The 13,526-nt window shown below is 37.2% G+C and carries 12 protein-coding genes and 1 pseudogene; 1 reads left to right on the top strand and 12 read right to left on the bottom strand.

Features of this window, described 5'->3' with window-relative positions:
• Positions 1–84 precede the first annotated feature (84 nt).
• The 5 genes from rpsR to AALA56_RS08820 form a co-directional block, all read right to left on the bottom strand.
• Positions 85–324, bottom strand: coding sequence for a 30S ribosomal protein S18 (gene rpsR, locus AALA56_RS08840; protein WP_018030689.1), 240 nt, complete (start codon positions 322–324; stop codon positions 85–87).
• A gap of 20 nt (positions 325–344) precedes the next feature.
• Positions 345–833, bottom strand: a complete 489-nt coding sequence (locus tag AALA56_RS08835; RefSeq protein WP_369909686.1) for a single-stranded DNA-binding protein — start codon at positions 831–833, stop codon at positions 345–347.
• Between the two features lie 11 nt (positions 834–844).
• Positions 845–1,135 carry a 30S ribosomal protein S6 gene (gene rpsF, locus AALA56_RS08830; RefSeq protein ID WP_369909684.1) on the bottom strand — a complete coding sequence of 97 codons (291 nt, stop codon included), beginning with the start codon at positions 1,133–1,135 and terminating at the stop codon, positions 845–847.
• Between the two features lie 110 nt (positions 1,136–1,245).
• The gene (locus AALA56_RS08825) at positions 1,246–3,270 is read right to left on the bottom strand and encodes an SH3 domain-containing protein (protein WP_369909683.1); all 2,025 of its coding nucleotides are present in this window, start codon (positions 3,268–3,270) and stop codon (positions 1,246–1,248) included.
• 10 nt (positions 3,271–3,280) lie between these two features.
• Positions 3,281–3,526 (bottom strand): hypothetical protein, encoded by a 246-nt coding sequence (locus AALA56_RS08820; RefSeq protein ID WP_369909681.1) that lies wholly within the window; start codon positions 3,524–3,526, stop codon positions 3,281–3,283.
• A 278-nt stretch (positions 3,527–3,804) separates the two neighbouring features.
• Between AALA56_RS08820 and AALA56_RS08815 the strand changes: the two are divergent.
• Positions 3,805–4,962 (top strand): annotated as a pseudogene (locus tag AALA56_RS08815) (IS110 family transposase).
• 127 nt (positions 4,963–5,089) lie between these two features.
• Here AALA56_RS08815 and AALA56_RS08810 read toward each other — a convergent pair.
• From AALA56_RS08810 to AALA56_RS08780, 7 genes are all read right to left on the bottom strand, one after another.
• Positions 5,090–6,178 carry a hypothetical protein gene (locus tag AALA56_RS08810; protein WP_369909680.1) on the bottom strand — a complete coding sequence of 363 codons (1,089 nt, stop codon included), beginning with the start codon at positions 6,176–6,178 and terminating at the stop codon, positions 5,090–5,092.
• Between the two features lie 5 nt (positions 6,179–6,183).
• Entirely contained in the window at positions 6,184–6,999 is an 816-nt protein-coding gene (locus AALA56_RS08805) for a serine/threonine protein kinase (RefSeq protein ID WP_369909679.1), read from the bottom strand.
• Positions 7,000–7,008: 9 nt separating this feature from the next.
• Positions 7,009–7,788 carry an ATP-binding cassette domain-containing protein gene (locus AALA56_RS08800; RefSeq protein ID WP_369909677.1) on the bottom strand — a complete coding sequence of 260 codons (780 nt, stop codon included), beginning with the start codon at positions 7,786–7,788 and terminating at the stop codon, positions 7,009–7,011.
• An 8-nt stretch (positions 7,789–7,796) separates the two neighbouring features.
• Positions 7,797–8,276 carry a hypothetical protein gene (locus AALA56_RS08795; protein ID WP_369909676.1) on the bottom strand — a complete coding sequence of 160 codons (480 nt, stop codon included), beginning with the start codon at positions 8,274–8,276 and terminating at the stop codon, positions 7,797–7,799.
• Positions 8,273–9,862: an Hsp70 family protein gene (locus AALA56_RS08790; protein WP_369909675.1), complete on the bottom strand. Its 1,590-nt coding sequence runs from the start codon at positions 9,860–9,862 to the stop codon at positions 8,273–8,275. Before AALA56_RS08790 ends, AALA56_RS08795 begins: the two co-directional genes overlap by 4 nt.
• Positions 9,863–9,928: 66 nt before the next feature.
• Positions 9,929–11,677 carry a zinc ribbon domain-containing protein gene (locus AALA56_RS08785; protein WP_369909674.1) on the bottom strand — a complete coding sequence of 583 codons (1,749 nt, stop codon included), beginning with the start codon at positions 11,675–11,677 and terminating at the stop codon, positions 9,929–9,931.
• Positions 11,678–11,694: 17 nt separating this feature from the next.
• Positions 11,695–12,591 (bottom strand): DUF6574 domain-containing protein, encoded by an 897-nt coding sequence (locus AALA56_RS08780; RefSeq protein WP_369909673.1) that lies wholly within the window; start codon positions 12,589–12,591, stop codon positions 11,695–11,697.
• Between the last annotated feature and the right edge of the window lie 935 nt (positions 12,592–13,526).

Genomic DNA, 13,526 nt, shown 5'->3' with positions numbered 1-13,526 from the left:
TCCTCCTCATCTTACTTACTCGAAAATGAAAAGGAAACTTAGAGGAAAACACATAAAAAAGCCAACATAGGTTGGCTTACGGGGTTAGTCTTCGTTCACGAAAGGCATAAGTGCCATAACACGTGCACGTTTAATAGCAGCTGTGACTTTACGTTGATTTTTAGCTGAAGTACCAGTTACACGACGTGGCAAAATTTTACCACGTTCTGATACAAAACGGCTAAGCAATTCTGTATCTTTGTAATCAACATATTCAATCTTATTAGCTGCAATATAATCAACTTTTTTGCGGCGTTTGAATCCGCCACGACGTTGTTGAGCCATGTTTTTTCTCCTTTATATTATTAAAATGGTAAATCATCGTCAGAGATGTCCATTGGGCTTGAATTGCCAAATGGAGCATTGTTATCTCTAGCAAAATTTGGTGTTCCTTGCGATGAACTAGAATAGCCAGCTGTTGAGCTAGGAGTATCAAATCCACCACTGTAGTTACCAGTATGACTCTCACGTGCTGCACGGCTTTCCAAAATTTGGAAATTATCAGCAACAACTTCTGTGACATAGACACGCTGACCTTGTTGATTTTCATAATTTCTAGTCTGAATACGACCAGTCACACCAATCAACGTACCCTTTTTAGCCCAGTTTGCAAGATTTTCAGCTTGCTGACGCCAAATAACCACATTAATAAAGTCTGCCTCACGCTCACCATTTTGATTTTTAAAATTACGATTAACAGCCAAAGTAAATGTCGCTACAGCTTGATTACTTGGTGTGTAACGAAGCTCTGCGTCACGGGTCATACGACCTACTAGCACTACATTATTTATCATGAGGATACCTCTTATGCGTCAAGTTTAACAATCATGTGACGAAGAATGTCAGTATTGATTTTTGACAGACGGTCAAATTCGTTAAGAGCTACATCATTGTCAGCTTCAACGTTAACGATGTGGAAAAGACCTTCACGGAAGTCTTGGATTTCATAAGCAAGACGACGTTGTTCCCAGTCTTTTGATTCAACAACAGTTGCACCATTGTCTGTCAAGATAGCATCAAAGCGTGCTACCAAAGCGTTTTTAGCTTCTTCTTCAATGTTTGGACGAATAATATAAAGAATTTCGTATTTAGCCATTGATAGTTTTCCTCCTTTTGGTCTAATGACCCCAAGACTAGCAAGGGGTAAGTGAGGTACACTCACAATTTAGTATTATATCGTTTTTCAGAGACAAATGCAAGCACTTGTTAGTTATTTATGTTCTCAGCAAATGTTGCCCCATTTTCTTCTTTTATGGCTATATAGCGACGTTGTTTAGATTGGGGTGCAATGTAAGAAACCCAAACATAGCCTTCATTTGTCTGCATGTCATCGTAGTCAATAGTATCACCATTACTATAGCTAGCGACAGCTTTACTATTTGTGCTTGGTGCTTCACGTACTTTCAAGTCAGAAACGACAACCCTTACGGTACCTTTTGTTTTGAGTTCAGAGCTTTGTGATGACGCTGCTCCTTTATCCTTAGATAAGGTCACATCAAAATCTTTTGGTTCCTCAGTGAAATCAAATTCTTCATCCTCAGCTACAGTCCAATAGACATACTTGTATGTCCCATTTTCCAACTTAAAGCCATCTGCTGTTTTAAATCCAGCTCCACCGATACCTGTCATCCCTGGGTTAATAGCGCTATGTTCTCCAGTGTAGTCGACAAAACGGTAAATAGTGTCCGTTACTTTTTCAACTTTTCTGACAGTTGCTTGGGACTCTACTGTTCCTCCCCAATCTGCTTTGAAATTTGAGATTGTCTTAACAGTTCCGTCTTTTTCAATGGTCATTTGAATGGAGTCAGTTTGTTTACTTGAGCCGTACCAAGTACCTAAAGCCTCCTCAGGAAAAATAGAACTTTCACTAGTTGTAATAGACTCTGTCTTAGAATCTTGTTCTGTATACTTTTGGATAAGTTCTGTGTATTTTTGCTGGATATCTTTTGGAGCCTCTTTGTAGCTTTTGGTAGCTGGCTTATAATTTTCAGCCATATAAACTTTACCATTATTAGCCAGTATAAATTCATAGCTTGGTTTACTTGTATCAACTAGCTTATCATAATAATAGTCATAACCGTAGTGAGATTCCTTGTTCAAAGCATCATCTGATGAATCGCCAACTTCTTTTTTAACCGCTGTCTTAACAGCCTCAGCTTCATCCGAAAATTCTTCATGGTAGTGAGTGCTATTATCCTTTAAATGATAAACACGCACAGCATTGCCATTTATTAAATTGCTAGCTTTTGTTGACGTCGGTACAATACCTAATGCAGCGATTTTAGATGAGCTTAGAGATGATACAAACTCTTCTTTTGTTGCATTATGCTTGTCATCTACTGTATAGGAGGAGATTTTTGCTGTACTAAGGTCTTGACTTTCATCTAGTCCAGTTATAGTCGCCAGCATTTTTCCATCGGTAGTCTCAACACTGTAAGACGCTACATCTCCATTACTTGAATTTGCTGTATAAATAGGCTCGTTTGGTCGCCCTTTTACAACAACAGCATCTTTACCATAACTACTTTCATCTAACCATTTTGAAAAATCAGCTGTTAGCTTTTTGATAGTCGCTTGGTCTAATGACGCAATCAAATCGACTTCTGATTGACTTGACTTTGTACTTGAAGAAGTGGTTGATGATGTTTTTGTAGAGCTAGTATTTGTTGATGAAGTCTCCGTTTTTGTCTCTGTGGAGCTCTCACTAGTTGTCTCAGTTGTCTTACTTGTTGTTGAGTTCGTCGAACTTGACTGACTAGATAGCGAGCTTTTACTAGTAGTACTTGTACTTGATTTTACTGCTGTTTTGGCTTGGTTGAAAGAAGCATTAGCAGCTGGAATAGTCTTGCTGGATACTTGCTCTAAATTTTTGGAATCTTTCAAGGTCAGCTGAGCATCTGGAACAAAAGTACCTTTATTTTTCAGATTAAGGACACCATTTCCGTTAGGCAATGCCATGCTAATAGATTTATCAGCTTCTGTTTGGATACGACCTGTATAGGTCTGTCCAGTATTAGCATTAGTGATTTTATAACGGTTTTTACCAACTCTTTGAACTTGATAATGAATTTGCTTACCTGTTTTTTTATCTTTGACCGTCGTTGCATAAACAACTGACGAGCTGGTCAGTGCATTTGTTTGTGTATACTTCCCAATCGCTAAGAAAGCGAGAAATACAACAATCAGAACAACATAAAATTTTTTAGAATGTAATGATTTTAGTTTTTCCATCATCCCCACCTCACGCAAATAGATAGCCGACAAGATAACCAAATACAGCAACAACAAGGACAACTATCACTCTAGCAGCAATTTGCAGCCAAGATAGTTTCTCTGATGTTGGATTTATCTGATCTTTTGAAAACTTATCTCTTTCGTCTGACATTAAACTCGGAAAGCCTTGTTGCTTAGCAGCTAGAAACTCATCAGAGTTCGCTTTCCTACCATTGACGACTTCAAATTCTTTTGCCCACTCTCTCATATCCATTAGTCATTCCTTATATTTATATTAGCGGGTAGCTCCCGCCAGTATAAACCCTTTCTTTAATTATTTTTTAGATTTGTTTTATACTTAGTTCAGCGCTGTGGATTAGTATTTCATTCCAATCGCTTTGACGATTTCGAGGAGGCTCTAACCACAGCTCTTTGTTTAATTGGTAATTAGAATGATAACGCTTTGACGTTTTATCTCATGTAAGGATACAAGGCAAAGAGTGCGTGGAACGAACAACAGTCGCTAATCATTTTGAAAGGAATCAGAAACTTATGCTCTATGTTGGTATTGACATTGCCAAAAATAAACACGATTTAGCCTGCATCAATGAGGCTGGAGAAATGATGATGACTAACTTTAAATTTGCCAATTCTTATCAAGGTTTTCATTAGCTGACAATAAAGCTAGAACAGCTCTCTCCTATCACACAAGATGTCCAGATTGCACTTGAAAGTACAGGGCACTATAATTACAACATTGTGACTTTCTTAAGAGAGTTAGGCTACAATGTGTTTGTTTATAACCCGCTCATTATCAAAGAATTTGCTAAATCACAATCGCTTAGAAAAACTAAGACAGATAGGAAAGATGCCCTGTTAATTGCTCGTAAGCTACGCTCTGATGTGACCCCTGAACGTTATCAAACAAATAGTGTATTAGACGAGTTAAAAGAGCTGACACGTTATCAAAATCGCTTAACCCAGTCACGGTCTAGATGCAAGAACCTATATATCAGATTGCTTGACATTATCTTCCCTGAACTCCATAGAGTTGTTAGTAATCTTCATAGTCATTTTGTCTATGAGTTATTGACTAAGTACCCTTCTGCCCAAAAGATAGCTCGTGCTAGATTCTCATCGTTACTTAAAATCAAACGGCTAACTGCTGATAAAGCTCATCAGATACAAGAAACAGCCAAACAGACTATTGGTAATGCTTCACCTGCTTTATCCCTGGAATTAGTGCAATTAATTGAAAGCATCAAACACTATGATAAACAGATTAATCAAACTCAAGAGGAAATTAATCTCCTGATGAATAACTTGAACTCTCCTATCACATCTATTACAGGAATTGGAAGTCGTCTTGGTGCTATTATTCTAGCTGAAATTAAGACTATTCATAACTTCAAAAATCCAAATCAACTCCAAGCCTTTGCAGGGTTAGACCCTGCCATTTACCAATCAGAACAGATGGATAATGCAGGTCACATGGTTAAACGAGGCTCTTCTTATCTGAGGTATGCCCTAATACAAGCTGCTAAGCTCATCTCGATTTATTCTCCGCATTTTAAAGCCTATTTAAGACTAAAAATCAGTCAAGGAAAGCACTACAATGTAGCCGTGACACATGTCGCTAAAAAATTAACTCGTATCATTTATCATCTTCTTAAAACCAATCAACTATTTGATGAAACTAAACTAAGGTAAAGCTATAAAGTCACGAATGATTTTTAAAACTTGCTTTTAGCAGGTCTTTTTCGCATGCAAGCAATTTTTTAAATAGCTTTAAAAAATATTTGAAATTATTCTTGACTTTTTATATAGAATGCCTCCTTTATTTTGAATATTCTCCTAAAAATGATTGATAAGCTTCTTGCATATCATCAGGCGCTAACTCGTAGCTATCTCCTTCTAGAGGAGATGATAAGCTGTAGTCTTTTGTCCAATACACTTGCCCATTTGAGGCTAAAACAATTTGATACGATGGCTGACTAGTGTCCATCAAGTTGTTAAACAAACTCTCATATAAATCACCTGTTGTCAGTTTTTCTAAACTGAGACGTTCAGCATCCTCTGTATAGTAAGCATGTTTCTTTTCTTTAAGGTGATAAATCCTAAAAATGGTTTTGGCTTGATAATCACTAGCAGAATCACTGCCTAAAGAATTACCTAATGCAGCTAAATCAAAATGATTGACATAACGAGCAAATCCCTCTTGTGACAAAGACTCGCTATTGTATCCCACTGGATTAGGCACCTCTCGAATCCAATCACTAGCTCCTTTAGGCACTAAAAGCGAGGTTAAAATATCGCCATCTTTTGTTGAAACATACAAGACTTGACTATTTGCTGTATCTTTTAGTTGTGGTTTTGAAAAAGCACCTGAAACAACAACAGCATCCTTAGCATACTGACTCTCATAAAGCCAATGCCCAAACTTTTGACAGATATTTTGGATATCATCACTTGAGAAGACAACAGATTTATCTGTTTTTGAAGCAGTTGTCGTCTCGTTTTTATTCTGCCGTTCAACTACTTTAGTCCTTGTATTTTTTTGAGCATAAACTGTTGAATTGGTTATTTCTAACTTAGGTTTCTCCCATGGTAACAAGCCTGCTTTTAAAATAAGGGTTCCCTTATCATTTGGAAGGACAAAACGAATAGCTCTACTGGCGCCAGTTGATGTTTGCTTGATTTTTCCTTCAAAGCTCGTTTTTTTCGTTACATTTTCAACTAAAGCCTTTGACGAACTCAGTAAGGTCACTTGAAAGACTTCTGTATTGCCACTTTTTTTATTGTCTAACTCTGTCTGATACGTTACTCCAGTATGTGATAATACTGCTGTTTGACGCCACTTTCCTAAACCTACACACAATAGAAAGATACTTAGAATCAATACGATATAATTACGATTTTTCTGCATAAGCCTCACTTCTTTCTATAAAGTAGCAGCAACATAAAGATAAGAGCGTACACTACAGCGTGTATAGCAAGCATACTCCAATCACCCAGTATAGCAGCATGTGACGCTTTAAATTGGTTTAGTTGTCCTTTTTCAATAGGAATATGGAGCTTCGCCATAATAGAGGGAAGGTGATAGAGGTCATTAGACATACCAAATACTTTGTGCCCGTAACTCAAGAAAGTAAGAGCAGAAAATTTACTAATAGCTTTTGGAAGCTGTAAAATAGTCCCTGCAAGTGAAAACTGAACAATACCAATAATAACCGCCAGAATGACCGAGCTTATTTCGCTATTTCCTGTCAAAACAGAGACAAGAAGTGCTATAAAATGCGAGGACAAATAAACAAGCACTACTGTAATAAAGACTTCTAACAAAAACGATTGAAAATAACCTCCCTTTTCTGGCAAGTCAAAACCGAAATAGAACGACAAAGTCAGATAAGCTAAAACAAAGACAAAAGCTTCTATTACAGCGTTAATGCTTTCAAAAAGGAGACTAGCTAAAGAAAAACTAAGACGATTCAACCCTGAAAAGAAATCACGCTCCAAGATACTACGCTCTCGACTAATACTGATACTGGTCTGGACAAGAATCAGAAGACTGGTTGAAAAAAGAAGCAAGAAAAGTGTCATTCTCGTTGTTTCAAAGTTTTCTAAGAATCCCTTTTTTTGGATATAAAGGATGAGCACCTCAAATCCTACAATTCCAAATAAAACTTTCAAAAAATCAAAGTAGTGTCGCTTATACTGGTACCACTTTAGACGTATGCTAGCTTGCACCCTATCCTCCTAAATATCATAAATCCTCCCTGATGCATTCAACTCTTGATAGAGATCTGCAATACTCAAATCCAAATATTTTTTAACTGTGAATCTATCTGTTGTTTTGAATTCCATCAATAGCTCTTCAAAACTGCCAACAAAAGTCGGTTTCCCTTTTGACAAAAAAATCAGTTTATCCAAAATCGCAAGGTTTTCAGTATTATGTGTGATGACAACAATAGCTTTTTGATTGACTCTAGCCATAATCTTGAGTGTCCGAAGCAGATTACGATCACTAAGAGCATCAAGCCCGCTAGAAGGTTCATCAAGGATAAAGTAACGTGAATCTCTGAGCATCTCTATGCCAATACTCACACGACGCTTTTGCCCTCCACTAAGTTCAGAGATTTTCTTATCCTTAAAATCAGACAATCCCAAATCTTGAAGAGTTTGGAAAATGCGTTGCTGTTTTTCCTTTGCTTTTGCAGTTTTTAAGTGAATATCAGCATAAATGTTAAAAATTTCATTAACACGTAAGTATTCTCTTAGTAAATTTTGCTGGGGAACGTAGCTCCACTTAATAGCTATTGATAAAGGAGAGCCGTCTTCTAACATTTGAAAATGACGACATGTAGGACGATGACGTCCTAATAAGATTTCCGTAAGTGTTGTTTTTCCACTGCCTGAAGACCCTAAAATACCAACCAACTCTCCTGTTTTTACAGAAAAATTCAGCTCTTTAAATAAAGAAACTTGGCTATTTGGATACTGAAAACAAATGTGTTTAAAGTCTAATTGATGTTGCATTCCTAATCCTATCCATTCATAAAATATAATATAAGAGCTATGGCTATTAACATAAAAATCAAAAGGACAAAAAGATTCAAGTGCCAAATCCAAAACAAGAAGAAACTTAGTACCAAAAATACACCTGTCAAGATGATAAGAAGCCAATTTCGCTTTACTTCTTTTTTTCGAGGAGGCTCAATTGTTTTCACATCTGGCAAAATTCCCTCGCTTACATAGATACTCCCTAGTTTTTGGTCATAAATTTGTCTTTGTTGCTCACTGCTAAAAACACTCTTAGCATAGTCTAAAAGGTCGTAAATTTCCTTTTCATCCTTGAGATGACTATTTGTAAGTGTCGCTCTCTCGCCAAACTCTTGCTCAAAATGATAGATAAGCTGGTAGAGTTCTTCAGTACTGGCTTCTGGAGATAGTTTTCCCGACATTTCTTGTGCAAGCGGTAGTGCTTGCTTTGTCTGTGTGTCTTGCCATTTATAAAAATCAATCATACAATATACTGTTCAAAAATTGCCTGTAATTCTGATAAATCTTCCTCGACATTTTGCTGGCTCATTTTCGCATTAGCTTGGAAACGACTGATGACTGCTTGTGTCTTCACATCTATAATTGAAATCACAACCAACTGTTCCTCACTTAATTCAAAAATCGCTTTTCCTATCTTGTCTCCTGTTTGATAGGATGATGGGAGATTAACAACTTGGTCAAGAATGACTTTGACATTTATTGGATTAGCATAGTTGCCTTCTGTCACACGTAATCGAAAATTATTTTGATTATTGGCAACAGCAAACAAATCCTTTTCAAAGCGATGAGGAACTGGTGTATTTCGTGATACGATGACACTATTTGTGAAATCTCCCCCAAAATCATAGTGTTGATAGGGTGATTTTTTAAAGAGAAGACCAATTCCTTGCGAAGTCACATCTTGTACCTGTATCATTGATTCGTTTGTATCAAATCCATCACGTTTTTCACTGAATGAAATCGTTTGATTAGCTAACAAATCTGCAATTAAACTAGCTCCCTCAGCGACAATAGTATCCGGATTGAGGTCATAATGAATAGTTTTTCCGCTAACGCTACTTACCATCTGACGAATAATAGGCATACGTGTTGCACCACCTACTAGTAAAATATGGTCTATAGCTTCCCAAGTCAAACCAGACGCTGCTAAGGTCTGATTCATTTTCAACTCAGTATCTTTAACCAAAACACTTACTGCGCTGTTGAACTCATCACGTGTAATTTCAATACCGTAGTCACCAGATTCACTGGAACGCTCACAAAAAACACTCTCATCGATGGATAGTTGTGTTTTTAATTTTTCAGCTTGATAGCGCAGCTGCATTTCTTCTTTTGGCGTCAGCATGGTCATATTGAGTCCTTGTTGCTCAAATTTTTCCTTGATTAATTTAACCAATGCTTTATCAAAATCTATCCCACCCAATCTATGGTCGCCATCAGTTGCCAAAATATGATAATCCTGCTGAGACACGTTTATCACAGTGACATCAAAAGTACCGCCGCCCAAGTCATAGACTAGGACATTACCTGATATTTTTTTGCTGCTAGCATAGGAAATAGCTGCCGCGGTAGGCTCATTAATGATCCTAAGAATATTAAACCCTGCTAATTTTCCTGCACGTTTCGTTGCTAAACGCTGCTCTGATGTGAAGTAAGCCGGCACAGTAATGACTGCGTCTGAAATATCATCCACTCCTAATTCTTGAGACACCGTTTTGAGGCGTTTTTTGAACTGATATAATAGCAGAGCCGATAAAATCGTTGCGTCTATAGGTGAGCTACCAGGTGTCTCATTGACAATACCACGTGCCATATCACGCTTAAAATCTTGCTTAAAGTATTCAACTTTTCCAACTTCTGTTCCTCGGTTAATAGCGTCATTACCATAAAAAACACGATTTTGCCCACCGATAGTTGAAAAATAAAGTGCCGAGCGCAATACACGGTCGTCGTTCGTGCCAAGTTGAATAATCTCTGGCTTGCCATCAATCACAATTGCCATACTCGAGTTGGTCGTTCCCAAATCTATCCCAACTGCCTTATTTACCATATTTTCCTCTTTCTTTATAAAAAGGTTGATCTAAGCCAAACTCCGAACCTCTTTACATGTTTATAATCAATCTACACTATTGTCTGTTGATAGTGTTTTAGATTCACCATTTGGCTCAACAATACGATATTTATAGGATTTACCACCATAGCTATAACTATCATTATCACTAGTGCCAACATACTTGACATGAGCAGACCAAGACATTTTCTGCTTGATATAGCCAGACGTTGTATGGCCATTTCCATAAGAATAATAGAAGCTATAAACAACTGTAAAATCAACTGTGTAGCTATCTTTTCCTGTCTGACTCACGTTATTGACATCAACATCAGAAAAGCTAATACTGTCAGCATTTCTTATTTTTGCCTCATGGAGGTTGTGGTCAATTGTCTTTTTAACATCATTGTAGAACTTATTTTGGTTTCCATTTTGGAAGATATTATCAAGCTCATTTGGTGTTTTTCCATTACTTGCATAGTACGAAAGCTTTTGATACGCTGCTGAGATGAGATCATTTGCCGTATCACGGTCTAAAACACTATCAGAATCCAAGGTAACTGTCCCATCATTAGCAATATCACTCGCTTCAATGCTCTCACTCTTAACTGTTGTACCATCCGCAAAAGTCTTTTGAACATAGACATCTGTCGTTTTACTAAGAGCAAGCTCTTTTACATTGTAGGTGCCATCTGTTAAACTAGCAATTTTATTATTCCCTGCATAAAGGTCACCATCTTTAAGATTGCTGTTAACTTCAAAGCTCTTGTAGACAACACCTAAATCAATTTGTTCCGTGCTTGTCAACTTTTTATTAGCTGATAGGTTGATTGTTTGACCATCAACTTTTCCTGAAGCCTTAAACTGATATGTACCCGGATAGAGAGGATTAAGTTTTTTTTGATATTTTTTGGAATTAGTGGTTCCTATTTTTTTGCCATTAACACTGATAACGAGACCACTAGCATTTGATGTGATATCAGCACTAGCAGGTTTAATCACAACACGCCACTTTGGAAAAATGAGGAGTTCTTTTCCAACTTCTTCTAAGTGTGCACCATTGAGTACTTCCTCTGCAGAAATTGCTACGGTTGCTCTTTTAGTATCAGTATATTTTAAGTCTTTTTCTGTAATATCCTTGTAGTTATCTGACCAAACTTGATATTTCAAAGCTTCTTTAAAGTTCTTATGAACAGCGCTACTGTAGCGCTTTGCAACGGATTCTTTAGAATAATAATTGGTGCCTGCCATGTAAGCAAAAACAAGGACGACAACAAAACTTACAGAAAAAATAACACCAAATTTTTTGCGTTTAGACCACGGCTTTGCCTGCGAAACTGAATCTTGTTCTTCTGTCTTCTTAACAAAAGGCGTGATACTTACTAAGCTAAAATAAGCCTCTTTTCCAGCCTGAAACTCTTTTGGAGTTGGTTTACGCCCAACATACTTTTCAAAAGCGTTAAGCCACTCTTTTTGAGCAAGATTTTCTTTTTTTACTTGCGAAGTTTGAGAGTCGCTACTTTCTAAAGTTTCTGACTGGGAGGTATCGTTCGTTGAAGATACAGCCTCTTCAGCAATATCAAAAATCTCAGCAGCTGCTTCTCTTTCTGCTAGACTTGATTCTAAAGATTCTTCAGCAATATCAAAAACAGACTCTTCTGCTTTTCTTTCACTTTCTTTTTCGTGAGCTTGAGCGATTGTCTTGATGTCCTTTGGTGAAAAACCGCCTGCTTTTCCTGCCATAAATTCGTCTGGAGTCGGTGGGCGTCCAATCACTTGGTTAAACAGCTCGGTCCATCTTTCTTTACTAGCCATAAATTTCTCTTTCTCCTTTAGAATGACATTGGGTTAAAGAATTGTGATAGATCTCCTAGTGGCGTTTGTCCAATGTAATTGCCAATTATAGAATACTCAATCCTAAAGAAAATCCCAATAATAACACCACTTAAAACAACTGCAATAAGAAAGCGGTAGTAATTATCGAATTGAGTTTTATTACCTACCGGTAGCAAACTATAGGTAAGAGCAGTTCCCACTAGTAAAAAGAACACAGTTAGAAGAAACCATGCCAGTTGAAAACTTCCCATCAAGACTAGTAAAAAGATTAAAAGAGACAAAGGAGCTGTAAGAGCAGTTGCACGACCAAACCATGCGAAGCTCTTCATAAAAGTATAAGACTCATCTTGGTAAATAAATCGACGTGAAACAAAGGAAGAAAAAGTCAGAGAGAACAAGAAAAGAGCAAAGGTCACAAACCCTATCAAAAAGACAGATAAATCAGCACTGCTACTACTTGATTGTCCGAACGCACTAGAGATAGAATTGACTAATTTATTAGCCAAGGTATAAACAGTTATGCCTAACAGTGCTGCCGTGATACCTAGAGTGATGAGACCATTATACTGACTGTTATCTTCTTTTGTCGGATTTTTCCAAGCGTCTACTAGCCAGTTCCAGAAATTACTTGACGACGCTTTAAACTGGCTTGCCCCATCAGTCTGAGACTGTGGGGTGTTTTGCGTATTTCCTGTGGCTACCTGTTTTTCTGCTGGAGCCTGTACAACCGTAGTTTCCACTACACTTTCTTCTGCGATTTCTTGAACAGTTGACGGTTCAGCTACTACCTCAGCTTCGAATTCACCAGCTAATTGTGCCTGCTCAATCTCAGCCTCCGTAGCCTCACGACCATTAACAGCTTCAAAATACTCTAACCAATCCTGCTTGCTCATTAACTTTCTCCTTTTCCTTTTTCTTGAACAGAATATTCAAAAAATATACAATGTTACGATTCTATTATATCCACTAAAGTATATGATGTCAATATGATAATCAATTATTTTAAAAACCCATAACCACGTCTGGTTATGGGCTAAAAAATATTATTGTCATATCATAAGGAGGGAAGTTAGTTATCACCATTTTTATAGCGTTTGATATTTAATTTCAGCATAAGATTAAGCTCCTTATTTTTCACAACTTCTAAGATAATGCTTACCTCTTACTCAAAAAGACATTCTTCACATTGACAGCGACTGTTCCGTCATACTCTCTCGAACTGTTTTAATCTCCGTTTTTATACCTATTAAGTGTCATTTGTAATATAAGCCACCTCGCTCCCATAACAAGATTAGCTAAAAACAACTGTCTTTTTACATTGGAGACACCTCCTAAGCTATTTTATGCGACTAGCTTTTTTGTCTCCATTTTTATACCGTGATACATGTAACATAGCTATTCCTCCATCTCACTTTATAAACAGCACCTTATCACCGTTGCGATAACGCCCTATGTTTAACATCAACATAAGTGTCACCTCCTATAAAGCAACATCTGCCTACCGATTTCTGAACGACATCATTAACATTTTGTAAAGTCTCTTGTTTTGCCTACCTTAAATGGAATCACCATTTTTATACCGAGACTTGTTTTGATTCATCATAGAAGTTTCCTCCTTTGATTATCTTTATTTTTTATACTTTAATTATAATGTAAACGCTTCCTTTTGTCAAAGATTTTGATGTGAAAAAGTCAAAAAACTTTTTTCCCCACTTGTCAAGTCAAGTGCAACAGGTTCGATAGTAGACTAGAAAACCTGTGTTCAAGCTGTTTGGGCTAGCTCAAACAAAAAATGTGCGGTTTTATACTTGAGAATTCGTCTAGGTCT

It is taken from the genome of Streptococcus hyointestinalis, assembly GCF_041225505.1.
GTDB classification, from domain to species: domain Bacteria; phylum Bacillota; class Bacilli; order Lactobacillales; family Streptococcaceae; genus Streptococcus; species Streptococcus hyointestinalis_B.
This window is presented reverse-complemented; position numbering and strand designations above follow the sequence as displayed.